The sequence below is a fragment of the Pseudomonas sp. LARHCG127 genome (assembly GCF_052871455.1).
This window is the reverse complement of sequence record NZ_JBIXJT010000001.1, coordinates 362,713-386,127: the sequence shown is the minus strand read 5'-3', so window position 1 is coordinate 386,127 and position 23,415 is coordinate 362,713. Positions and strand designations below refer to the sequence as shown.

22 protein-coding genes are annotated in these 23,415 nt (G+C 58.0%); 9 read left to right on the top strand and 13 right to left on the bottom strand.

Features of this window, described 5'->3' with window-relative positions; genetic code table 11:
- Positions 1-34: 34 nt before the first annotated feature.
- From ACIPQ1_RS01760 to ACIPQ1_RS01745, 4 genes are all read right to left on the bottom strand, one after another.
- Positions 35-1,084: a nucleoside hydrolase gene (locus ACIPQ1_RS01760; protein WP_446533459.1), complete on the bottom strand. Its 1,050-nt coding sequence runs from the start codon at positions 1,082-1,084 to the stop codon at positions 35-37.
- Between the two features lie 204 nt (positions 1,085-1,288).
- Complete coding sequence (locus ACIPQ1_RS01755) at positions 1,289-2,374, bottom strand: aromatic ring-hydroxylating dioxygenase subunit alpha (protein WP_250964453.1); 1,086 nt, start codon at positions 2,372-2,374, stop codon at positions 1,289-1,291.
- Positions 2,359-3,960 carry a GH3 family domain-containing protein gene (locus tag ACIPQ1_RS01750; RefSeq protein ID WP_446533458.1) on the bottom strand — a complete coding sequence of 534 codons (1,602 nt, stop codon included), beginning with the start codon at positions 3,958-3,960 and terminating at the stop codon, positions 2,359-2,361. The genes ACIPQ1_RS01755 and ACIPQ1_RS01750 overlap by 16 nt, the downstream gene beginning before the upstream one ends.
- On the bottom strand, positions 3,960-4,889 hold the full coding sequence (locus tag ACIPQ1_RS01745) for a fatty acid desaturase family protein (RefSeq protein WP_446533604.1): 930 nt from the start codon (positions 4,887-4,889) through the stop codon (positions 3,960-3,962). Before ACIPQ1_RS01745 ends, ACIPQ1_RS01750 begins: the two co-directional genes overlap by 1 nt.
- Positions 4,890-4,930: 41 nt before the next feature.
- Between ACIPQ1_RS01745 and ACIPQ1_RS01740 the strand changes: the two genes are divergently transcribed.
- Positions 4,931-5,857: a metal-dependent hydrolase gene (locus tag ACIPQ1_RS01740; protein ID WP_446533457.1), complete on the top strand. Its 927-nt coding sequence runs from the start codon at positions 4,931-4,933 to the stop codon at positions 5,855-5,857.
- Between the two features lie 8 nt (positions 5,858-5,865).
- Positions 5,866-6,780: a hypothetical protein gene (locus ACIPQ1_RS01735; protein WP_446533456.1), complete on the top strand. Its 915-nt coding sequence runs from the start codon at positions 5,866-5,868 to the stop codon at positions 6,778-6,780.
- Here the strand turns inward: ACIPQ1_RS01735 and ACIPQ1_RS01730 are convergent.
- Together ACIPQ1_RS01730 and ACIPQ1_RS01725 are read right to left on the bottom strand one after the other, a co-directional pair.
- Complete coding sequence (locus ACIPQ1_RS01730; protein ID WP_411387153.1) at positions 6,768-7,883, bottom strand: hypothetical protein; 1,116 nt, start codon at positions 7,881-7,883, stop codon at positions 6,768-6,770. The two genes, ACIPQ1_RS01735 and ACIPQ1_RS01730, sit on opposite strands and share 13 nt — an antisense overlap.
- Positions 7,877-8,602 carry a hypothetical protein gene (locus ACIPQ1_RS01725; RefSeq protein WP_446533455.1) on the bottom strand — a complete coding sequence of 242 codons (726 nt, stop codon included), beginning with the start codon at positions 8,600-8,602 and terminating at the stop codon, positions 7,877-7,879. Before ACIPQ1_RS01725 ends, ACIPQ1_RS01730 begins: the two co-directional genes overlap by 7 nt.
- A gap of 107 nt (positions 8,603-8,709) precedes the next feature.
- Here ACIPQ1_RS01725 and ACIPQ1_RS01720 point away from each other — a divergent pair, with 107 nt between their 5' ends.
- Both ACIPQ1_RS01720 and ACIPQ1_RS01715 read left to right on the top strand, forming a co-directional pair.
- On the top strand, positions 8,710-10,170 hold the full coding sequence (locus tag ACIPQ1_RS01720; RefSeq protein ID WP_250964458.1) for a fatty acid desaturase: 1,461 nt from the start codon (positions 8,710-8,712) through the stop codon (positions 10,168-10,170).
- Between the two features lie 230 nt (positions 10,171-10,400).
- A complete protein-coding gene (locus ACIPQ1_RS01715) occupies positions 10,401-11,711 on the top strand; it encodes a hypothetical protein (protein WP_411387151.1) in 1,311 nt (436 codons plus the stop codon).
- Between the two features lie 388 nt (positions 11,712-12,099).
- Here ACIPQ1_RS01715 and ACIPQ1_RS01710 read toward each other — a convergent pair whose 3' ends face one another.
- On the bottom strand, positions 12,100-12,846 hold the full coding sequence (locus ACIPQ1_RS01710) for a substrate-binding periplasmic protein (protein ID WP_411387150.1): 747 nt from the start codon (positions 12,844-12,846) through the stop codon (positions 12,100-12,102).
- A gap of 216 nt (positions 12,847-13,062) precedes the next feature.
- Between ACIPQ1_RS01710 and ACIPQ1_RS01705 the strand changes: the two genes are divergently transcribed.
- Both ACIPQ1_RS01705 and ACIPQ1_RS01700 read left to right on the top strand, forming a co-directional pair.
- On the top strand, positions 13,063-13,863 hold the full coding sequence (locus ACIPQ1_RS01705) for a hypothetical protein (RefSeq protein WP_411387149.1): 801 nt from the start codon (positions 13,063-13,065) through the stop codon (positions 13,861-13,863).
- A gap of 633 nt (positions 13,864-14,496) precedes the next feature.
- Positions 14,497-15,450 carry an alpha/beta fold hydrolase gene (locus tag ACIPQ1_RS01700; protein ID WP_411387147.1) on the top strand — a complete coding sequence of 318 codons (954 nt, stop codon included), beginning with the start codon at positions 14,497-14,499 and terminating at the stop codon, positions 15,448-15,450.
- A 193-nt stretch (positions 15,451-15,643) separates the two neighbouring features.
- Here ACIPQ1_RS01700 and ACIPQ1_RS01695 read toward each other — a convergent pair whose 3' ends face one another.
- Together ACIPQ1_RS01695 and ACIPQ1_RS01690 are read right to left on the bottom strand one after the other, a co-directional pair.
- The gene (locus ACIPQ1_RS01695) at positions 15,644-16,036 is read right to left on the bottom strand and encodes a GFA family protein (protein ID WP_446533454.1); all 393 of its coding nucleotides are present in this window, start codon (positions 16,034-16,036) and stop codon (positions 15,644-15,646) included.
- A 33-nt stretch (positions 16,037-16,069) separates the two neighbouring features.
- A complete protein-coding gene (locus ACIPQ1_RS01690; RefSeq protein WP_446533453.1) occupies positions 16,070-16,996 on the bottom strand; it encodes a LysR substrate-binding domain-containing protein in 927 nt (308 codons plus the stop codon).
- Positions 16,997-17,125: 129 nt separating this feature from the next.
- Here ACIPQ1_RS01690 and ACIPQ1_RS01685 point away from each other — a divergent pair, with 129 nt between their 5' ends.
- Positions 17,126-17,527: a RidA family protein gene (locus ACIPQ1_RS01685; RefSeq protein ID WP_207961599.1), complete on the top strand. Its 402-nt coding sequence runs from the start codon at positions 17,126-17,128 to the stop codon at positions 17,525-17,527.
- A 217-nt stretch (positions 17,528-17,744) separates the two neighbouring features.
- On the opposite strand, the gene ACIPQ1_RS01680 is transcribed toward ACIPQ1_RS01685, so the two are convergent.
- From ACIPQ1_RS01680 to ACIPQ1_RS01665, 4 genes are all read right to left on the bottom strand, one after another.
- Complete coding sequence (locus ACIPQ1_RS01680; protein ID WP_446533452.1) at positions 17,745-18,224, bottom strand: VOC family protein; 480 nt, start codon at positions 18,222-18,224, stop codon at positions 17,745-17,747.
- A gap of 69 nt (positions 18,225-18,293) precedes the next feature.
- Positions 18,294-19,595: an Nramp family divalent metal transporter gene (locus ACIPQ1_RS01675; protein WP_411387143.1), complete on the bottom strand. Its 1,302-nt coding sequence runs from the start codon at positions 19,593-19,595 to the stop codon at positions 18,294-18,296.
- Between the two features lie 151 nt (positions 19,596-19,746).
- Positions 19,747-19,983, bottom strand: coding sequence for a hypothetical protein (locus tag ACIPQ1_RS01670; protein ID WP_186710719.1), 237 nt, complete (start codon positions 19,981-19,983; stop codon positions 19,747-19,749).
- Positions 19,976-20,764: an MlaA family lipoprotein gene (locus tag ACIPQ1_RS01665; RefSeq protein WP_446533451.1), complete on the bottom strand. Its 789-nt coding sequence runs from the start codon at positions 20,762-20,764 to the stop codon at positions 19,976-19,978. Before ACIPQ1_RS01665 ends, ACIPQ1_RS01670 begins: the two co-directional genes overlap by 8 nt.
- Before the next feature lie 336 nt (positions 20,765-21,100).
- Here ACIPQ1_RS01665 and ACIPQ1_RS01660 point away from each other — a divergent pair, with 336 nt between their 5' ends.
- Together ACIPQ1_RS01660 and ACIPQ1_RS01655 are read left to right on the top strand one after the other, a co-directional pair.
- Positions 21,101-21,811, top strand: a complete 711-nt coding sequence (locus ACIPQ1_RS01660; protein ID WP_446533450.1) for a response regulator — start codon at positions 21,101-21,103, stop codon at positions 21,809-21,811.
- Positions 21,808-23,154: an ATP-binding protein gene (locus ACIPQ1_RS01655; protein WP_446533449.1), complete on the top strand. Its 1,347-nt coding sequence runs from the start codon at positions 21,808-21,810 to the stop codon at positions 23,152-23,154. Before ACIPQ1_RS01660 ends, ACIPQ1_RS01655 begins: the two co-directional genes overlap by 4 nt.
- Positions 23,155-23,415 lie beyond the last annotated feature (261 nt).

Below are 23,415 nucleotides of genomic sequence, written 5' to 3'. Positions count from 1 at the left end.
TTTACAAGACGAAGGGAGATTCTTGGACGGCCTACTACTCTGCTATCGATGTCGTGGCCTCGGCCGACTTCCCGGCAATAGTGCCCAGGTAAAGCGACAAGACGAACCCAGGTGACGTTCCCAGGGCAATGTCGACCGGAGCGCCAGCGTCATCCGGAATCAACTGCCCGCTCGTATCCTGTTCTTCGTTCAGCTCTTGCTCGACCCGCAGGCCATAACGGGTAAATTGGAGAAACCGAGGGTCGGTTATCGCGATGGCCGCCAACGGGTCCCAAAAATACAGATAAGCGCCGATACCGGGGGCGATGGTCGAGCTTTGCAGGACCTGCGTGAGGAATTGGGCAACCGGGTTGCTGATTCTGGAGAGTTGTCGCAGAAAATCCGGCGTAATGAGTATCTGGTTACAAGCGTTCAGCGCAACCAATTGCACTGGAATCCCGCTATCAAAAACATATTGGGTAGCAAGCGGATCCAGGAAGATGTTCCACTCGGCCACTTGATTGGTGTAGTAAGGCGTCTTGCCCAGAGCATCAATAATATTGCCGCCCGCGCCGGGCTGGACGTATTGCGGCAACAAATTGCCTCCCATCATCACGATGCGATCTATTTTGCTGCGCAACAAGTCTTGTAATGCGTGATCGGTTTGAGCCTGCTGAAACAAATGCCCCCAGGTCGTGCCGCCACCGATCATCAATACCGTAAATTTATGATCGGCGTTCTTCAATGTATCCCTTAAGAACGCGACCGCATCGGTCCGCGTGGGGTTCAGGTTTGTCCGTGGAAACGACGCGTCGTAATGTTGATCCGCTGCCTGGCGTGTTTCGAAGGGAAAGGTATTGCTGTACACCATGGGCCGCTGAAAGCCAGCGACAACGGGGATGCGCTCGATCTCCGGGTCATCGAACACGGTGAGAAAGTTGCTGATGTTTTCAACGCCGTGACTCAAGTGAACAGCGCCCACCCCTGTCACGGTGATGCCTTCGACCTTGACCGCAGGATGCTTCAGCAAATACGAGATGGCCATGTAGTCGTCGAAATCGACATCGGTATCGATAAGCAGGTGCGTGAGGGATTGTGCTGACATGTTGCTAGCCTCCTGGCCAATGAAGAATTCACGTCCGATATAGGTCTTCCGTCAGCGGTCGCCTCCCGCCGCAGGTAGCGATGTAACAGTAGCATCACCCAAGATAAACGCCTGTTAATATCGTCTCGCGATCCGGCCCGGCCAAGTGGCTGGGGATTTAGCTGGTCCTGATTCAGGTTTATGCCTCGTATTTTGTCGCCGCCATCAAAGCTCAAACCGTATCCGGCTCTCACGACGCTGTGCCGGCGGTAAATCCTCTCCTAGCCTGACCGCCGCCAGTAACTGCTCGACACCGACATGTATGGCATCCGCTTGCACATTGGATGGTTTGAAATCCGGAGCGTTATCAAGGCCTTGTCGGTGTGCTTGAATGATCTTCACGTCTTGGCGAATGACGATGCGGGTGTACAGATGGATGAACGGACGCAACCCCCGAAGGACCCAGCGGGGCAGTCGGAAGCGGTAGGCGATGTAGGTATAGACGCGCGACTGACGTGAATCGATTGGGGTAATTTGACTGATGATCAAAAAAGCCGAGCGCTCGCCCCACTGGTAGTCACAGCGCGTGACGTTGGGCGCAAAAAAACGGTCGGTGTGAACCAGCGGCTCGCCGTCGGGATTACTCAGCCAGTTCATCACACCAATCTTGTCGCCGTCGTCGTGATAGGTCACTTCAATGCTCCGCGCTTTACAGGCGAGCGTGGCGTCCATCGGACGACCCGTGCTGGAACGGAAAATGCCCTCATGCACGAATACGGTATGGGGCACGTCCATGAAGTTCTGTACCAGGCTGCCGACGTCGGCCTCGAAGGTATTGATCATGAAGTAGGTCTGCCAGCGCTTGTCGGCGTAAGCCGGCAGCCTGAATAGCGGCTTGGCCTGTGGGTCACCCGCACCGGTGTATACCCAGACCAAGCCATCGAGTTCCTGCACGGCAAAATGGCGTTGTTTATAGCGATACTCGCCTGATGTCGATGAACACTGTTTAGCGCCGAGACTGGGGATGTGGACCACTTGCCCTTGGGCATCGTAGCGCCAGCCATGGTAGGGACAGACAAGGCAATCATCGGAAACCTTGCCGGCGGACAATCGGGTTCCCCGATGCACGCATTGGTCCAGCAACGCCGCTACCTGCCCATCACGCTGACGAAAAAGCACCAGGTTCAGGCCGAGGATTCTTGCCCGGTAAGGTTTGTTCTTGCGCAGTTCTTTCTGGGCGCAAGCCACATACCATTGTTCGAGGGTTCCATCGCAAGGCGCTTCAAGATGGGTATTCAAAGATGCCGACATGAGCTTTCCGTTAGCGCGAGAATGGCCTCGGCTGTCTCAAGCCGATTGATCAATGGACGAGGTTTGACGTCACCGGCGCGGATACCGCTTAACTCCGCCGCCTGTTGAAGTACTTGGGCCAACACATCAGCGCTGCCTTTAAGCAAGCGAACCCGAAGCGGCCCCAACTGCCCAAGTCGGCGTGCCTGGTTGTAATGAAAGGCGTTGGACAGTTCCGATTCGACCGCCAGGGCCAATGCGCCTGCATCCAGGTCGTCAGAGGTCGCAACCAGCGCGAGGTAATGCGGTGGCATGGCCGAGGCGTTGGGGATCAGGCAAGCAGCCCCTGCCGTGGTGATGCAACGGTCAAAAATGCTTTGCACGATGTGCTCATCAAGCTTTTCTCCGACCAGATCACTGGTCACCGTCGTACGCCCCACAAACTCTACACGCGGAGTAGCCCCCAGCATGCCGACGACTCGGACTCGGTCCCCCAATGCGTAGCGATACAAGCCGCCACCGGTTGTCAGCAGGACTTGCGCGCTTTCGCCCAGGCGCAGGGAGTGGGCATTGCGTAGCGAACCGTCTTCGCAGACAAACTCAAGATAATGGCTGCCAATCGCCAAGGGACACCCCGGCTCATCACCGAATGGCACGCTGACCACTCCTTCGGTGGCAAACAGACCTTTGGGTAACCATTGCGCCTGGGGGAAGCGCGCCGCCAATGGCCTGTAGTAGTTGCGGCTGGGGCCATCCATCCAGCAACTGACGGCTGCCAGCCGTGGCCATAACTCAGTGCAGACACCTTGGGCTCGCGCACGGCGCAACGCAGACCTGCGGGCGGCGGGTAGCGCATCGTCCAGCCAAGCAAACGTCTGCTCGTGCTCAGCGGTTCCACCACCGAACACTGGCTGCAACAAACTGGTCAAGAACGTAGGACTCCAGACACTGATAAAACTCAAATCAGCGTCTGCCACCAACGCCAGGAGCGTCTGCCTACGCCAGTTGGACAGATCACCGGCAAACGCTGGAATCAACAACGTTCCGGCCAGTCCCGCAATGCTGCTGCCCTTCAGGTATTCCAGATCACTGGCTGAACCAACGGGAATACCATTAGGGCCCATCACCGGTACTTGCAAGGGGGGTGACATTGACCAGTAGCCTGAGCCATGACTGATCCCCGGGACTTGACGGTACATATCCGCAAGCCAGACGCCTAGGGCACTGTGCATTTCAGACAGGAAGTCGCGGGTATAAGGAATCGCTTTGTGCAGCGCACTGCTACCGCTCGTACGCTCGAAGAACAGCGGCGGCCGGGAAGTCAGAATCGATTCCGATTCAGTTTGAGCTCGCTCTATCCAGGGATGCAGTTGTGAGTAGGCATGAATCGGGACGTTGTCGCGAAACTGCGCTGAATCAGCGAGACCCGCAAAGTTGTGGGCACGCCCGAACGCACAATCACTGTTGGCCTTCAGCAATCGTTGCAATAGCCGCTCTTGCGCCAATTCTGGCTGCTCAAGTTGCTCGTGCCATTGATCAAGCAGGGGTTGCGCGCTTTCTATAAAGCGCTCCCACAGCGTGCGCTTGACGCCATTGTCGGCACTCATCAAAAGTAGGTCTTGGCGAGTTGCGTCAGGTCATCCGGTAGACGCTGGGGTGGCAAGAAAACCTGGAGCCAGCCAAACCACAATGGCCGGGTTTCCTTCAGGTTCGATGCCCGGTGCATCTGCTGCCAATGCAGTTGTGATTGTCGATGATGGGTGAGGTTGTAGTTAAAGTTCAGAAAGGCCCAACGGACCAGGCGCGGCGCCCTCATGTTGTAGGCCCCCTCAACCACGTCCAACGGCGTGCGCATGTGGTAGACCCACTGCAGCGAAGACCAGGAAAAAGCAAAGGCGATGTAGGTCAACAGGACGACATGCCCTTTCCACCCCAACACTGTCCCGACCGATAACCACAGCGCGACACTGGCGATCACCTCCAGCCGGATACGGCTGAAATCGCTTTTGGAAAAGTCCTTGAAGGCGGCCGCATAGGTGTTGACCTCGGCGGTTTGCGACCACCGGTCAGTGATACGCGCCGGCAGTAACGGCAACAAAAGACTGCCAATAAATGCCGCGAGCCAGATACCGCCCAGAATCGCGAAATAGTATTCGACTCGCTTGCGCAGCAACGACTCGTCTGCGCTGGCAAAATCAGCCAGTTCCGCTCGGGTGCGATTACGCGTGTGGTGCCCAAGATGGTTGATATGGATGAGCGTAGCCGACGCGCCAAACAGGGTCGAAGCCCACCACATCACGAAGTAATTCAGCTTGCTCTTACTATGGGCCAGCCCATGAAAGGCCTCGTGCATCATCGAAAAGACCCCTTGCATGACCAGGCAAAAAGGAATCAGCACAAGCCACTTGAACCACCCCGCATCCGTGGATGACAACCACGTCAGCGTCGCCCCCCAAACGAATGTCTGCAGCATCAATACACACAGATTGGCCAAGTCGTAACGACGAGAGGGTGAAGTATCACCGGAACTGCGCATAAGAGGCCCCATGGAAAGTCGGATATCCATTTACACGATCAATGACAAAAGAGATAGCCTGTCGTTTTTTCAGGGCCGCACCGTCGATGATGTCGTATCTCAAAGGCCTTTTATCCTGGCGTCCGGCGGCAAAAGCCCCCGCCGCAAATATTTCCCGCCGCAACGTACGCTTTGCTCTCGATGAGCGTATTCCCCGTTATTGGTACCGTGACTGGCCCCACGTCACGCGTTTTTTTGATGGCCTGTCGATCATGTTTCCACTCGGCGAAAAGCTGTTCATTGATAGCGTCACGCATTTTCGTACCGAGATAGAAACAGAGGGTTCGCTTTGCGACGCGGTTGAAGCGTTTGTTTATCAGGAGGCCTCGCATATTCGCGAGCACAGGCTGTATAACCAGCGACTCGCGGCACAAGGCGCGCCGGTTGAAGCGCTGGAAAAACTGCTGCTGCGCCGACAGGAAGTTGGCAATCGATTGTCGCCAGCGACTCGCCTGGCCATGGCCGCCAGCCTGGAACATTTCACCGCCATTCTCTCTGACCAACTCTTGCGAAATCCCGCTGTTCTCAACGGCGCCGATTCGACGATGGCCATGCTATGGCGCTGGCATGCCATAGAAGAAACCGAACACAAGGCCGTCGCCTACGACGTGTTGTGTCTGGTTGTGCGTCGTCCACTTTGGCGATACCTGATGCGGTGCGGGATCATGCTGGTAATGACCGCATACTTCGCAGTCGATCTGCTGTATTTCATCTACCAACTTGCAGGCACTGATGGGCAACGCCGTAACTGGCGAGGGTGGGCGCGCTTGCAGTGGTGGCTGTTTGTGAATCCTGGCCCACTGACCCGGGCATTTTCGAGCTGGCTGGCCTGGTTCATTCCTGGCTTTCACCCCAATAAGCTCGACAACAGTGCAGCCCTGGAAACGGCTCGTCTCAGGCTGGATGAATACGCTGGGCCCACGCCGTGAGGCCCTCCTTGTCGGGAAAAAAAACCTGGGTGCCAGAAGGCTTTGACGAATGGCCGCTTCATTTTCCAGCCACGCAATGGGCGAGACCCGCTGCACACCTTGATTGGACAGAGCAATTTATCGCGTGCTGGCATGACCCCGCGCCACGTCTTCCTCGAAGTACGTTGGTAGTACTGGTTGGCGGACTGTTTTCCGAATGGTTGCCACGTTGTTTTCAAGATTGCGCCCAGACGCTACGGCGCTCGAACTATCAGGTCCTGCGCATGCCCGTGCGCTCTTCCCGTGGGGTGATGGCTCAAGGAACGTCTATCGACAAGGTACTGACTGCCGAACTCCAGCCAGGCCAGCGATTCGTTGTGTTGGCTCACAGCAAGGGGGGGCTCGATGCGCTTGCGGCAATCTCACGGAACAGCGTCTTGAGTGAGGCGTGTGACGGCGTTGCGTTGGTGCAACCTCCGGCAGGCCCGTCGACGGTGATGGATGAGGTGCTGGGTTGCAGCACGCACCAACCGGCCCAACGATATCCTTTGGATCGCATTCGTCGAGTGTTTGCCAGAATGCCTTGGGTGGCCGATGGCGCACGAGACATCAGCCGCCTGCGCGACCCGCACATTGCTCTCCTGCTCGACCATCTGGCCGCCGACCTGCATTGCGCGCATGTCGTCAGTTGGACCTGCGCGCCCTGCTTTGCTCTTGACACGCATCACGCACGCCTCAATGCGCTGCGACCCGGCTGGGCGCATGACGGTCAGTTTTACCTCGACCATCAACGAGTCGATGGCATGCCGCAGATTTGCCTGCCGCACCTCGATCACGGCCAGCCTGTCTTGGGCGGTGGTGGATTTGATACAACCCGTTTTTGGTTGGCGCTGTTGAACGTCCTGCACGAGACCAAGCCCGGCCGGGGCTATCAGACGAGATAGATCTCAAACCCCGGAATACGCGCCGCCTCCATCGGTGCCAACGCTGACGCACCGCCGATGCAGGGCGCCGTATACAGGTCCATGGGGATGGCGACGCTACGATAACGGCTCATGGCGGCCCAAAGCGGATCATCGTCATACAAGCACATCTGCATCAACGCGTACTGACCGCGAACGCGCACCCACGCGGCATCCAGCAGTGCAGCGAAAATGTGCGGGTTTCGCTGCCGCACCTGTAAATGCGTCAGGTAGATGTCCCGCAGCGCCTCGCCAGGTGCAGCAATGGCAGGGCGCCCCAAGACTGGCGCGCAGGCGTTGAAAGCCAGGCGAAGTGCCTGGTGTGCCATGGGCAGTTTTTCCAGCACCACCCGCTTGATACGCCCGGCATCCCAAGGGGCGACACAACCGAGCACATTGTTACGGGTGTCCAAGGCCAGGAGAAATGACTCGATTCCGAAGTCCGGCCAGGTTTCCAGGCGTCGCGAGAACTGCGCTTCACTGAAGACGCAACCAAAGGGCTGGCCTGTCGACTCGCGATCGAGAAATGCCCGCAGTGCATCCGTATGGGCCGGCTGGGCTCGAACGATGCGGACGTTTTCCGGCGTTCTTGGCGCGCGACTCCACCCCCGCTGACCATATACGGAGACGTTGCTATAGCCGCGCCAGTGCGAAAGCATGAGCGGATTGGCTCGCCGCCCACCCAGAAGCGAGTGAACTGCGAGCCTGTTGCCGCGAATGACACAGCAATAAGCGTGCAGAGCACCGGTTTCACGGGCCAACGCTTCGAGCCGCACTTTGACCTCAGCCATCCACGACTTCGACAGGCGTCTGTCGGGCACCAGCCGCAGATCCCCCAGATAGGCCACAGGCTCGATACCGCCATTAAGGTAGCCATCGCGGACCACCAGGCTGGCGATGCCTTTGAGTTCCCCCACCTCGCTTTCGGCTATCCAGGTTCGATGGTCCGTGGCGTGACAATGATGCAGCGCGAAATAGTCCGGCCCACGGTCAAACCGCATCGGCAAACCACCCTGCATCGCCCGCTGCGCCTGAAAGTCGAGTAATTTCAGGTTGTCCGCGGCGCTTGCCTGGCGAATCAGCATGGCGATGGTTGAGCGCCAGCAAACAAGCGCAGCACCATCGGCCGAAAATTATTGGGGTGCAGCTCGCACAAACAGACCAACTCATCGCCCGATGCGTAAAGAGGGTTTCTTTCCAGAAAATACACTACGTTTGCCAGACGCAGGTGAGCCGCTGGAACCTGCGCCAATTCCGCGGTCAGCCGACCTTGTGGAACCTTGAAGGACAGAACGCCCGTTTTCGGATCATAGGCCTCACCAAAACGATCGATTGCCAAGTGATCCATCAGTGCCTGAACGCCAGGATTTGTCATCGTCCCGGCTCGGGGCGAATAGTTCAAAGCCATGGCGCCCAAATAACGGTAGGTCCGGTGACCCTTGCAGATCAGAAACCAATAGAGGGGGATTTCAGACTGCTCCTGCCAGATGTCCCCCGCCAGTCGCATCCAGGCGAAAGCCAATTGCTGGCTTCCCCAGTGTTCACGATCAATGATTGTATCGCCCGAAAAAATCACCCTGATCGGTTTGCCGGCCCAGGTTTTTTCATACAGTTTGAGCGTGGTAAATCCGACGATTATTTCACCCGCATCCCGTAAAACGATGCAGTGGGTCTTTTCCTTGAAATCCTGATCGAACCTTACTCGCGAGGTGTCGGAGTAGGACGCAGAATAAATCTCGAACATCCGATCAATTTCATTCAGATGCAGATGGGCGCATTCAACGGAGGTTGCACTCAAACTCATGGAGACCTTCAGCATCGCAAGCAAGGGGGATGGATATTGGCCAGATCAATCGGCCAATGCAACGTAGACTTCCACTCGCCCTCCTCGTTTACCCAGGCGCCTTGATCATGTCATCCACTGTCGAACACCGTCCTGTCAATGCCTCAAGGGTGACCCGTCCCGTCAGTTGGCTGCTGGTTTATACCGTTGTGACAGGCATCCTGTATTTTCTCGTCACGCATTTCCCGATGGGGCCGGTACGGATTATTCAGCCCGGCGCTATCGATGCGCACATTGCGCAACTGCCTTACACACTGCCCTTGTACCTTAGCTATTTATTGATCATGCCCGCGCTCGTGTTTCTAGGGCGTCACCGCGACTGGCTGCTACCGGCTTTTTTTGCGGCGGCCCTGGCCTCTGGAACCTGCCTGGTGAGCCACCTGTTCTGGCCCACCGTTATAGAGCGTCCGGATAGCACGTCGCAGTGGCTGGCGTGGTTCTACAGCGTTGACTCACCGCTGGCGGCGTCACCCAGCGGGCATGTTGCATTACCGGTGGCCATCAGCGTTGTGCTGGGTTATCTGCGTGTCCGCCAGGCAGGGATCTTCGCGCTATGGAGCCTGATGCTGGCAATCACCGTGTTGACGACCGGCCAGCATGTACTGCTCGATGTGGTCTATGGGGCAGCCATTGGCGCAGCAGCGGGTTTGACGACAATAGCGCTGAATCGCCTGAAGGTGGATTTGCGCACCTTGGGGGCCATCCTGCTTGAGTGGTTGTGCATCATCGTGACGTTGCGCATTGCGCTGTATGTTTCGGACTGGCGTATGTATTGCCTGGCTTTTGTCATTATTGCCGCGCGCCAACATGCATTGTTCATTCTGTACCACGACGCGACTCACTATCACCTGACGCGTCATCGCGGTATCAATGACTTTTTGATCAACGTGGCCATCGGTGTCCCGGGTACGGTGCCCATTGAATTTTATAGACCACTGCACCTTGAGCATCATCAGCACACGGGATCAACGAAAGATCCGGAGCGGCGCTTTCTTTATCACCGCCAGCCATGGAATTTCCGACCGCTGTCCGGGAGCTTATTGCTCAGGCAATTGCTGGGGGATCTGTTCCTTATTAACACGCTGCGTAACCTGCGCGCTTACAGAGATGCGGGCGGGGTTTCACCGAAGATGACACGACCCATTGCTGCTGCGGGCACTATCTGGCTCGCCCTCTTATCTGTCATCGCCTGGCAAACCAGCGCCCAGACCATGATGCTTATCGTGCTGTTATGGTTTTTGCCACTCGCCACCTTGGGAACGCTGCTACAGAAAATCCGTAGCATCGCCGAACACAGTGGTGGACCTGGCGTAACCCCAGGCTGGCAGCAATGGACTTACGCCTGGAAAGTGAGATGTGCAGGCAGGTTTTTCATTTGGCCTTATCACATCAATCTGCACTTGCATCATCATCGCAACGCCAACCATCCATGGCATGCGCTTCCAGGCCTGGTGGAGGCCGACGAGCGTTTGATGGATTCGCGTACGCTTCTTTCCCTGCTCTGGTCTGCGGCGAAGCAAAAAAGCTAATTCCGCCCTCTTTCCGAACCGCGTGAGACATGTGTTATCTGAGTCATTCTTGAAACACTTCTTTATTTAACACACCCTTCACAACGTACTTCAGTAGCAGCCCCTCAAGCCACCAATCCCCTTTTGATAAAAAATACACAAAGCGGCTTTACGTCGAAAAAATCTAAACTATGCTGCACCCAACAAGCAAACAATAAAATAAAAAAGCACACAAGGAGTGATCAATTATTATGCGCAGCCTATTCGCGAACGCAACGATATTATCGCTAATTACACTCTGCTCAGCTTGCGCCATCAGCAATCAGGGAGCTGTTGATTACCGATATAATAGACCCGGCACCCACCAAGGAAGTCTAAACCCAAAATACATTCGCTCTGAAGCCGCAGCGAATCTGATTAGCGCCGGCGACCCGATCACCGTTTCATTGAAGCAAGTTTTCATAAAAGACTTTATAGAATATAGAAGCCTGTTGCGGGTAGTTAGAAACGAACCAACGACCGGGGACATTGCAATCGTTTCCAGCACCTGCGAGGACCCTTGCAATAGAAAGTTTGGAAGCGACGGAATAAAAAACTCCAAGGTTATTTTTTATAGCAATGACGTGCGTCGCGGGCAGTTTCTCAACTTATCAAATCTCCATGGTGTTTTCGGCCCAATAACTTATGGCGGAAACCCTCTGAAACTTGACTTCTATATAATAGAGTTAGATACCGACGGCACCCAATTAAGAAATCTGGCCGCAAACCTTGCCGGGCTCGGCGAAACTTTTTATCCTCCTGCACATCCAGCCACGGCGATCCTTTCATCTTTAGCTGAGGTTTTTATCAAGGATGATCAAGATGACAATATATTTACTTTTTCATTTGACTTGAAAAGCCCGACCGATGAAAAACCTACCGCAAACCCAAGCTCTGCCGCTATTGAGGCCGGAAATTATGTTCTGATAAGAAGCGAAGATCGCACCAAACAAATCCCTTGGTCATCCCTAGCTTACAATGATGCCACAGGAAGAGTTGTCAACTCACGCTGCGCTCTAATGCTCGAACCTGCTGACGATTGCTTCTATACAGATAACTCATATATGGTCATTGAGGTGAGCAAAGCAAAAAACGCGGTAAATAATGATGCTCAGCAGATAATTTTTTCCGCACTGAAATCAAGTATCGCGGCAACTGGACCAAGCCTTTTAAACAATCAATTGACTGCAGAAAAAATGCAGGAAATCAGGAATAGTTTAGAAAGCACCGAGATTCGCGGCCGCGCTGTACACACCCTTAAAACAATCAAGGACAGCCTGCCAGACTCCCAGGAAAGAAAGCTTGCCACCCTGAACTTAGCTTCAATGTGGTTTGATGAAAGCAAAGTGACACTTCCTTCAGACACGTCCATGGTAGCTATCCAGGCTGACGATCTATTAGGGCGGTGCACGGGGTTGTCAACCGAGGACGCACTTTTATATCAAGACGCGATTCGAACCAGGAAAGTGGCAAACAAAGCGGCATTTGTTAACACGCTCGTAGAATGTTCATTCAGCAAATAGAGCGCTTACCATGATATGGCTTCACCCAGGCTAGGCGACTCTGGTGCAAACCTCGCGTTGTTGAAGGGAGTAGACACCCTCGATGCATCCAATGCTGATACGAGCTTCAGCTTCATAGGACACTCATATTACGGAAGTAAGTCGATACTGAGTGACATGGACGATATTTTTCAAAAAAAAAAATCAAGCCTGATAATCGTTTTGATCCAGAGCCCGTAGGTAAACCAGCTACCCACTGGACATTCCGTTAACCCCAGTGTCGTTGCTGCTGGCTCATTGCAGCGCAACAGGTCGGCAATCGTCGTTTCACCGGCGCTGGCCGGCCTGATTGCTGCAGAGCGTGAAATGAGTGAAGGCTTGCAGACCGGCTTTCGCCGGTTCCGCGCGTTCATTGTCCTCCCGCGCCCTCATACCGCCGCTGAATCCGCTCCAATTCCCCCGAACGCCGCAACTGCTCCAACGCCCGGGACCACGCCGCCACCACTTCATCCTCACTGTCGGGACTGAAGGCGATGTACAGCGATGAGCGATACAGTTCGATAGGAATCCGTCGCAAGGTGCCCGGGGCGATATCCAGTTGACGGCTGTAATAAGCCACGCCCGCATCAGTGTCGCCAACAATGATCTGGGTGCGACCGGCAAGCAGCATGCGGTAGAGCAGCTTGCTCTCGGTGGCGCTTTTGTCCAGGTTGTTGAAGCCCAGTGACTGCAGCATCTGAGGGACCAGGCCGGCGTGGCGCGTGGTGATCTGCGAGGCGTTAAGGAGTTGTTCCAGGGTGTCCAGCGGCGGCGCATTGGCCAGTTGATAAGGGTGGATGGACTCTTCCACGATCGGCCCGACCCATTTGAACTGCGATTCGCGTTCCGGCGTGCGAAACATGGAATACATGATGGTCTTGGGACGGTGCTTGAGTATCTGGCTGGTGCGCATGCTGGGCTGCAGCAGCACTTCGAAATCATCTCCGGTCAGCGCCATGATGGCCCGGACGATCTCGGTGGTCATGCCGGTGAGCCGGTTGTTTTCCTGGTAGTTGTACGGCGCCCATTCTTCGGTGACGATTTGATACTGCTCAGCCCTGGCAACCGTGCCGAGCAATAGGCAAAACAACGCTGCAGCCGGTATCGAATGTCTCACGCGTACTCCCTGTGGACCGTTCGGTGTTCGTGCATGGGTGGGCCTGATTCACGAAGGCAAGGTAAGCATAGACCCAAACACTTGCCCGGCAGTTGACGCAGTCCACATTCCGCCCCTTAGCAGCCACTGGCGCTTGGTGTAGGATCAGCGCGAACCGGATATCGGCCAACGTGCACGGCGTCTCCCTTTCGCCCTCCTCCTTGTGACCCAGCCCACATGAACCCAATCGATCCCCTGTCGTTGCAACGCATCATCAGCGCCCATGGCGATTTCGAAGGCGCGGCGTATTTCGATGTGGAGGAAAGCCTTGCCCATGAAGTGTTTCCAGACCGCATCGTGTTCCAGACCAACTACCTGGATTACCGCAGCTATGATGTCGATCTTGCCGAAGGCAGCGTGCGTGTGCGCAAGACGCGGCTGGACAATTACCTGCGCGGCCATAAGGCCCAGGTGATCGAGGATGACATGGATGACGAGGATTGGGACGAGCTGGGCAGCCTGTGGCAGCGCTTGAGCCACGACCTGGACACCCAGGGGCAAGGGCCGCAGCCCGATCTGGCCGATACCCTGGCTGACCTGTTCGATAGCCTGTTCGACGAGGCTCACGCGCAAGCACTTATTCAGAACCTGCCGGCGCCTACCGGGCAGTGGGATTGGGCCTGGACGCAAGTCGAGTCAGCGCTCACCGAGACCAATCAATTGGCCGGGTTCGAATGGAAGGAATGGTCGTCCTGCGGCGTCGATGCGGTCAATGCCTTGGCCCCATTGCGGCAGCTGGACATTGAAATTCCGACGCCCGAGCGTAAAACCATCGAGGCGGTCAACCGCGCCGACGATTGGGAACGCGCGCTCCTGCACTACTTCAATGGGCAGCTGGAAACCCATGATTTGAAGTTGCTGGCCATCGGCACGCACTTCGATGAATACCAAGCCTTCGCCTGCCTGCCCATGAATGGCCTGGGCCTGGTCACTGCCCTGGAGATCATGGGCAGGCTGGGCATCGTCTACAAATATTAAGCGACTGGCGCCCGGTGTTTTTGGCCGCTTTTACAAGCCCATAGAGGGCTACCCTCCTTTGAGCCTTGAAGTGACGACATGACAAACTGCGAACACTGCGGGTACCTCCTCCTTGACGACACCGATGTTTGCCCGCGATGCGCCGGGGAGATGACGTTCCCGGTGGAGCCCCTCGCGCCGGGGGCTCCGTCGAAAGGGCTGAAAATTCTTAAATGGGTGCTTATCAGCATCGTGGTCGCGGTGCTGGCGGCCGTAGCGGTGGTCGTGTGGATCATTAATTCGTTGGGGCCGATGCCTTCGTTTGGTTGAGGGCGATTTCAGGGCGCTTGAACAATACATTGTGGCGAGGGAGCTTGCTCCCGCTCGGCGGCGCAGCCGTCGCACATCGGCCAATGAAATACACCAGGAAGACTCGCGTCGCTCCGTTTGGGGCGGCTGCGCCACCCAGCGGGAGCAAGCTCCCTCGCCACGAACGAGTCACGGCAACCGAAGCGCAACGCAGCTATCCGATTTTCCCATAGTTGCTATCGATGCCCACGCCGTTCTCGTCATCGGCCTCTCTCTCTAATCTGCCCACCAACGCGATCGATGACGATCGCCGCAGATCAAACCGACCTTATGGAGAGAGACACGATGAACACCTTCAACCGCACCCTGGCTGTCGCGACCCTGGCCTTGGCCACCCTCAACGCCGAAGCCGCGTCGCCGGTCCAGGCCGCTGCCAGCGCATCCGCTGTCGGCAGCGTGGTCCAGTCCGCCAGCTACATCACCACCCAGGATGGCGTGCAGCTGTACTACAAGGACTGGGGCCCGCGTGATGGCCAGGTCGTGACGTTCAGCCACGGCTGGCCGCTGGACTCCGACAGCTGGGAAGGCCAGATGATGTTCCTCGCCTCGAAAGGCTATCGGGTGATTGCCCACGACCGTCGCGGTCACGGTCGCTCCAGCCAGCCTTGGGAAGGCAACGACATGGACCACTACGCCGACGACCTGGCGGCGGTGATTGAAGCACTGGACCTCAAGAACGTGACGCTGGTGGGCTTCTCGACGGGGGGCGGTGAAGTGGCGCGGTATATCGGTCGCCACGGTACCGCCCGGGTGAAAAAAGCCGTGCTGGTTTCTTCGGTGCCACCGCTGATGCTCAAGACAGAAACCAACCCTGGTGGCTTGCCTATCGAAGTGTTCGACGGCCTGCGCAAGGCGTCCCTGGAGAACCGCTCGCAGCTGTACCTGGACATCGCCTCGGGCCCGTTCTACGGCTACAACCGCAAGGGCGCCAAGCCGTCCCAGGGACTGATCCAATCGTTCTGGGTGCAGGGTATGCAGGGTGGCAGCAAGAATACCTATGACTCGATCGCGGCCTTCTCGGCGACAGATTTCCGCGGCGATTTGAAGAAGTTCGACGTGCCGACCTTGGTCATCCATGGCGATGACGATCAGATCGTGCCGATCGACGCAGCAGGCCGGGCCTCGGCGGCGCTGATCAAAGGCGCTCGACTGATCGTCTACCCTGGCGCACCGCACGGCTTGACCGAAACCCACAAGGACCGGTTGAACCAGGATCTGCTGACGTTCCTCAAGGAATAAAAGCGCAGATTCCTTGTGGGAGCGGGCTTGCTCGCGAAGGCGTCGGATCAGTCAGCATTGAAGTTGACTGGCCTACCGCTATCGCGAGCAAGCTCGCTCCCACAGGGGTTTGGTTGTGAATCCGGCATTGAGCACACCACCGACCAAACTGTGGGAGCGAGCTTGCTCGCGATAGCGGTGGAACACATTGCCTCTATTCCTCAGACCGCCCCGTACCCTCACGATCCTGCTCATAACATCGGGTAAGCGCAAACGCCGGCAACCAGGACTCACGGCGCACGGTCCAGCTTTCGTAGGTGGGCATCAGTTGATCGGATGCGTCCAGGGTCCCCAGGTGCACTTCGATCTCGTCGCCCGAGCGGGCAAACAGCGACGAGCCACAGCGCGGACAGAAAAATCGTCCGGCATAATCCCGGGTTTCACCCTCGACTGTCACCGCGTCCTGAGGAAACACCGCAGCCGCGTAGAACAGTGCCCCGTGATGCTTGCGGCAATCGAGGCAGTGACAAAGGCCGACACGATACGGGCGCCCCAAGGCTTCAAGTCGAACATTGCCGCACAGGCAACCGCCGGTGAATCGGTCCATGGTGTATCTCCTCTACAACTGGACAGCCAAATTTCACGAAACAGATCGATCAATAATAGGCGCATGCTGCGCCATCAGCTCCACGACCCAATCGATGAACACCCGCAACTTGGCGCTGATATGCCGGTTCGGGGGATAGGCCAGATAAAGCGGCATCGGGTCCAGCTGCCAGTCTTCGAACAGCGGCACCAATTCCCCTTGCGCCTGGTGACGGCGGGACATGTACTCGGGCAGCCAGAGCACGCCCAGCCCCGCCAGCCCGGCCGCGAGGTAGGCGTTGCCGTCGTCGATGGCCAACGCGTAGCGCCCTTTGACGTGAAGCAGTTCACCGTTACGGCGCATGGCGTAGGGCAAGGATTTGCCGGTGCGCGCCCACAGGAAACCGACGGTGCGATGGTGCGAGTCTTCCAGTTCGCGAGGGTGTGCGGGCGGGCCAAACCGTGCCAGGTAACTCGGGGCGGCGAAGACGCCAAGGGCCAGGTCGCCAACGCGTCGGGCGATCAGCGACTGATCCCGCAACTCACCGCCGCGCACCACGCAATCGACGTTTTCATCAAGCATGTCGACGAGGCGATCGCTGACGCCCATGTCAATCTGGATGTCCGGGTATCGCGCGTAGAACGCCGGCAAGGCGGGTATCAGGATCATCGCCGCCAGCGGACTCGGCACGTCCACCCGCAGTCGCCCGCGAGGTAACGCCTGGGCGCCGGACACGCTGGTCTCGGCATCGTCCATGTCGGCCAGCAACCGGATCACCCGCTCGTAATAAGCCGCGCCGTCGGCGGTGACATTGACCTTGCGTGTGGTGCGGTTGAGCAGCTTGACCCGCAACCGTGCCTCGAGCTGCTGCACCAGTTGGGTCACGGTGGTCTTGCTCATGTGCAGGGTTTCTGCCGCCTTGGTAAAGCTGCCCGCCTCCACGACTCGCACGAACGCTTGCATCGCATCAAAACGGTCCATTTCTGCCCCGGCATGGTTCGATTGTTTGGGATTAACAAACAGTGAACACCAAGGTTGCTCGTTTATCGCCCGGATACAAGCCCCTAGAGTGAGTTCATCGTTTGGAACCACTTTTTGAAGGAGGTATTCATGACACAGCGTGATGTGGTTTTTCCGCCTGGACGCCAGGCACTGTATGAGCGCAATCGCTATTCGCCGGCGATTCGTTCCAATGGTTTCCTGTTCGTCTCCGGGCAAGTCGGCAGCACCGCCGACGGTTCGCCAGAGCCCGACCTGGAGGCTCAGGTCCGGCTGGCGTTCAACAACCTGAAGGCGATCCTCGCCGCGGCCGATTGCAGCTTTGACGATGTGGTGGACGTGACAGTGTTCATGGTCGACCCCGAGTCGATCTTCGAACGGGTCTGGAGCGTCGTGCCCGAATTCTGGGGCAACGCGCCGCATCCGACACTGACGGCGGTGGGGGTGACGTGGCTGTATGGTTTTCAGTTCGAGATCAAGGTGATTGCCAGGGTGCCTGAGGCTACCCTGTAGGTCAGCTTGCATGGTGTTGGCTGTGCCGCCGTCATCGCGAGCAGGCTCGCTCCCACAGGGGATGTGGGCAGGCCGAGAAATCGAAGACACCACAACACAACTGTGGGAGCGGGCTTGCTCGCGAAGGCGTCGGACCAGTCAGCATTGAGGTTGACTGACCCACCGCCTTCGCGAGCAAGCCCGCTCCCACAAGAAAATAATGGTGATGATTCGACAGCTAGCCTTTCACCGCCGCTTCAATTGCGGCAATGTCGATCTTGGTCATGGTCATCATCGCTTCGAAGGCCCGCTTGGCCACGGCTTTGTCAGGACTGCCGACCGCTTCAAGCAACACCCGTGGGCTGATCTGCCACGACAAACCCCATTTGTCCTTGCACCAGCCACAGGCGCTTGCCTGGCCGCCGTTGTCGATGATGGCGTTCCACAAACGGTCCGTTTCGGCCTGGTCTTCAGTTGTAATCTGGAATGAAAAGGCCTCGTTGTGCTTGAACACCGGCCCGCCGTTGAGGCCGACGCAAGGAATACCGATCACCGTGAAATCAACAGTGATCACATCGCCCTCCTTGCCCGACGGATAATCACTTGGGGCATGGTAGACAGCGTTCACCGCACTGTCGGGAAAGGTTTTTGCGTAGAACCGCGCAGCTTCCTCGGCGTTGCCGTCGTACCAGAGGCAGATCCTGTTTTTATTGTTCATTCCGCTTCTCCGAAAGGGACTGGACGATAAAGTCTAGCAGTCCCCCCGAAAGTTGCAGATGGCCGGGCCTCAGGTAAACAGATCGACCCCCAACTGGAACGCGACCCACAATGCCAGGCCTGTGGCAAACAGCAGCGCGATATTCTCGAACAGGTTGTTGCGGTACTCCTTGCCCAGCAAGGACTTCTGGTTGGACATGATCAAAAGGCCCAGGGAAATCACTGGCAAGCCGACAATGTTCAGCGCGTTGACGCCGATGGTCAGCGTGACGAAGTCCGGCATGCCCGGCAGCGACCAGATCAGTGGCGTCACCAGAATGAACAGCATGAACCATTTGTGCATCGGGTCGCGGTGGAACTCTTTGCCGTAACGCTCCCGGCGCTCGGGGCGCACATGCTGGAAGGCGTCGGTGATGAGCATCGGGAACGCCGTGGTCTTGCCCGAAATGCTGGCGAACAGCGTGGCGAACACACCCACGAAGAATACGTACCAACCGATCGGACCAAAGAATATTTCCAGGGCCTTGCCCAGGTCGCCCAGGGTTTTGACCTCAATGCCGTTGGGTCGCAGGATTTCCGCGCCGACGATCCAGATGGCCAGGTTGATGATGATCCCGACAAACACCGCAAACAGCAGGTCGTTGCGCTGGATACGCTTGTGTTCAGGTCCTACCCAGCCCTTCTGGCGCATCACATACGGATGAACGAAGTTGGCGATGGAACCGGCCACTGCGCCGATCACCGAGACGGCCACCAACAACGCGCCATGCACGCCTTCATCGGGCGGAATGCTGAAGCCGATGGTGCCTTTGACGATGCCGGCGACATCCGGGCCGGACATCACCGCCAGGGCCAGGAACGCCAGCGTCATGATCGCCAGCAGCCCTTTCATCACGCCTTCGATCATCGAATAGATATTGCGCCCGACGAGCATCCACACCGCCAATACCACCGCCACCGAACACAGCAGCGGGTAGTCAATCTTGAGCAGCATGGCCAGGGCCTCACCGGCCCCCTTGATCATGTAGGCATTCATCAGGTGCCCCATGAGCAGCGCATACACCAGCAGGAACCAGGCGAAAAACGGATTGAGCTGGGCATACCCCTGCAGGATGGTCATGCCCTGGTTATTGCAGAGCTGGAAGCGCGCGATGATGTTGACGATCAGGTAGCGCAGCAGCAGAGAGACCGCCAGCACCCACATCATCGCGTAGCCGTAGTTTGCGCCGGCCACGGATGACGTGATGAGGTCGCCAGCACCCAGCCAGGAAAGAACGGCGATGATGCCGGGGCCGAGAAGCTTCAGCAGGCGTACGAAACGGCCTTGCACGGGCGCCGCAGCTTGTTCCTCAGCGGTAGGAATGCTCGTCATGGGTGAATCTCCGTTTATTTTTTTTGTAAGAAACGGCCACAGTCGAACATATTAGATACGACGTCGTACAACCATTATTAATCCGTAATTATGTATAAATATTTCACAGCATTTGCTCCGAAATGCCGCTGTATTAAGCAGCAGATTGCCACTAACCCCTCATCTGTTCGCCGTTATCGATCATCCAGCGCACTATCGCCGCCAACGGCACCCGATGCTGCCGAAGGGCGCACCAACCGAGACGTTGATGGCGATACAGCTCGACATAATGGTTGAGCAGCACGTGGCTACCGTCTTCGGCCAACCGCAGTTCCACCTCACGGCAATGCAATGCATCCGGCTGGAGCAAACGCATTCGCCGATGCAAGACCAGCGCCTCGTTACTCATCAGCGGCCCCTCCCTCCTGGCACTGCCGATTGTCCTCCACCACCGCCCCCAACTTGCCCTGGGCGACAAGATCGGCACGCCGTTGCGCCGTGGCGTCGCGAAGGGCCGCGTAGTAGTCCGCTTCGGTCTGCAACTGATCGGTGGTTGGCAACGCCTCGGCACGGCCATCGACAAGGCCGCCGACGGTGTTGATCGTGCCCAGGGTCTCGACCGTGCTGCTGTTGTCGCCGAACGGGTCGACGGCAAAGCTCAGCACTTTGCCCGTCGCATCCCGCAGGTTGGCGCTGCCCAGCAGTGGCAGTTCCAGGATGGGCCCCGGGGCGAGGTTCCAGACGCCGAAAGTCTGGCCGAAATCGGCCTTGTGGCGCTCGATGCCCAGCTTGCCCGACACGTCGATCAGCCCGACGATGCCCGCCGTGGAGTTGATGACGAAACGGCCAAGCGTGTTGACCGAGCGCTGGGCATTGCCTTGCAGCAGGTCGTTGATGAACACCTTGGGCTCGCCGAAGTTCGCCACGAAGTTGTGCACGCCGGCCTGGAACATCTCCGGCAGCTTGCGATAACCACGGGCCACCGGTGCCAGTGCGTAGTCATCCACGGTTCGGTTGAAGGCGAAGATGCCACGGTTGACGGGTTCGGCGGGATCGTAAACGGTGTAGGTCGCGCTTTCACACGAGCCTGGTTTTGCGGCTGGCGTGCTGGAGCAACCACTGGCGAGTGCCGCCAATACAACCACGACGGTGGAGCGAACGAACAACGGAACGGGCTGGGTGATCGGCATACGGGGTGATCTCGGCGAGGATTGGGATGCTGCGTAGGCCGGTCAAAAGCCAACACTGAACCCGTGGCGAGGGAGCTTGCTCCCGCTGGGGCGCGAAGCGGCCCTAAAAAGCGGTGAGCGCTTCGCACTCAAGCGGGAGCAAGCTCCCTCGCCACGGGTTCGGCGTTGGCTGGCTGTTCAACTGACCGACATCAGGGCCATCCTGCCGCCGTTTTTTTGCCCGCAGATTTCCACAATATTGCCCGCCGGCAACTTTGTTTCCGGGTTGAAATATATGACGCAGGCCCTGGATTGACCCTAGTATTCCCCCTGTATTCATTACCCTGCGTGCCCACCGTGAGCCATTTACTACTGGTGGACGATGACCTCGAAGTCCTCGCCCTCTTGCGCAAATTCCTCGAACAACATGGCTATAGCGTGGACGTGGCCGCCGACGGCAATGCCCTGTGGCAAGCGGTGGAACGCCAGGTGCCGGACCTGATCATCCTCGACGTCATGTTGCCGGGGGACAACGGCCTGGTGCTGTGCCAACGGCTGCGGGCCGAACACACGGTCGGCATCATCATGCTCACCGCCATGGGTGAATTGAGCGACCGCGTCGTCGGCCTGGAGCTGGGAGCGGACGATTACCTGACCAAGCCGTTCGACGCCCGGGAATTGTTGGCCCGGGTGCGTGCCGTGCTGCGGCGCACCGGTGAAGCCAGGGCCACGTTGAACGACTCATCCCGGCCAATCCTGGAATTCGAAAACTGGCAGCTGGACGTCACCCGCCGCGAATTGCGCTCACCGGAGAAGGTCATGATCCCGCTGTCCAGCGGCGAGTTCGAATTGCTGCTGGTGTTTGCCGAACACCCGCGCCGGGTGCTGACGCGCCAGCAGTTGCTGGACCTGGCCCGTGGCGAAACCTTCGAGGCGTTCGATCGCAGCATCGACGTCCAGGTCAGCCGCCTGCGACGCAAGTTGGAAACCGACGTCCCCGGCGCCTCGATGATTCGCACCGTGCGCAACAGCGGCTATCTGTTCAGCCCCCATGTGGTGAAGCGATGAAGCGCTCGCGCCCGGGCATTCATCGACCAAGGGACACGGTGGCGCGGTGGATCGCCCTGACCACCATGATCGCCATGCTGACCCTGCTCGCCCTCAACGAACTGTTCAGCCTGCTGGCCGGTGCCTGGGCGCGCCCTCCCCTGATGGAAACCGGCCTGATGGAAAGGGCCGCCACCATCACCCGCATCATCGACTCCGTCGCCCCCGAACAACGGGCGGCTATTGCCAAGGCCGCGAGCAACCCGGCATTCAACACGCAATGGCTACAACACCATGAGGAGGCCCGGCTACCGCTGATCGATGACCCGGAATTCAGCGAAGGTTCGGCGCTCCTGCGCCAGCAATTGGGCCGACCGGACGCCAGGATCGAAGCCTACGAACCGGCCGACTGGCCGGCCAACCAAGCGGATGCGCGCTACGCGGTGATCATCGAGCTGGCCGACCATTCCTGGGTGATTTTCTCCGTGCCGTCGCGCAGTTGGGGGCTGGGAGAATGGGCGCGCAACCTGATCATCATCGCGCTGATCCTGCTCTCGACGTTTATCGTCGCGCTGATCGCCACCCGGCACTTGGCCGCACCGCTGGAACGCTTTGCCGAAGGTGCGCGGCGCTTTGGCGTCGACCACCAGGCGCCACCGATTCCGGTGATCGGCCCCCACGAAATCCGCCAGGCGATCCTCGCGTTCAACGCCATGCAGGCCCAGCTCAAGCACTTCCTGCAGGACCGCACGCAGATGCTCGCGGCCATCTCCCATGACTTGCGTGCACCGTTGACCCGCATGCGCCTGCGCGGGGAGTTCATCGAGGATGCCGAGCAGCAATCGCGCCTGTTCCGGGACGTGGATGAAATGCAGGCGATGGTCAATTCCGCCCTGGAGTTCTTTCGCGACGATGCCCGGCTGGAACATGCCACCGCGTTCGACCTGGCCGAACTGCTGCACACCATCGTCGATGACCTCAAGGACGCCGGCACCGAGGTCGCATTCGAAGGCGCACAGCGCTTCGTGTACGTCGGCCGGCCCATCGGCATCAAGCGCGCCTTGGTCAACCTGATCGACAACGCGATCAAGTATGGCGGCGAGCCGACGGTTCGGCTCCAAGCCGACGCCCACCGGGTGGACATTCGCATCCTCGACCGAGGACCGGGCATCGATGCCCAACACCTTGAGCAGGTCTTCACGCCGTTCTTTCGCATCGAAGGCTCGCGCAACAAGCACACCGGCGGCGTCGGGCTGGGCCTGTCGGCGGCCCGGGCGACGATACTGGAGCATGGCGGGACGCTGACCCTGAGGAATCGCAAGGGTGGCGGGTTGGAGGCCAGGGTCTCGCTGCCGCTTGGCTGAAGTGTCCCGATGTATCGATCCGCGCTAAACAATCAGCGCCTTCCTCGGTAGGATGTCGGGCCTTTCCGGCCTGGATCCTGCCTGGGAAGGCGCTCTTGTTTGTATCGCACGGCACAGTATTTGTTTCGCTTGGCTCGCGCTCACTGTAGGAGCTGCCGAGTGAAGCGAGGCTGCGATCTTTTGATCTTTCGCTTGAGATTCAAGTGTCTGGGGAAAGATCGCAGCCTCGCTTCACTCGGCAGCTCCTACAGCGCACCCCTA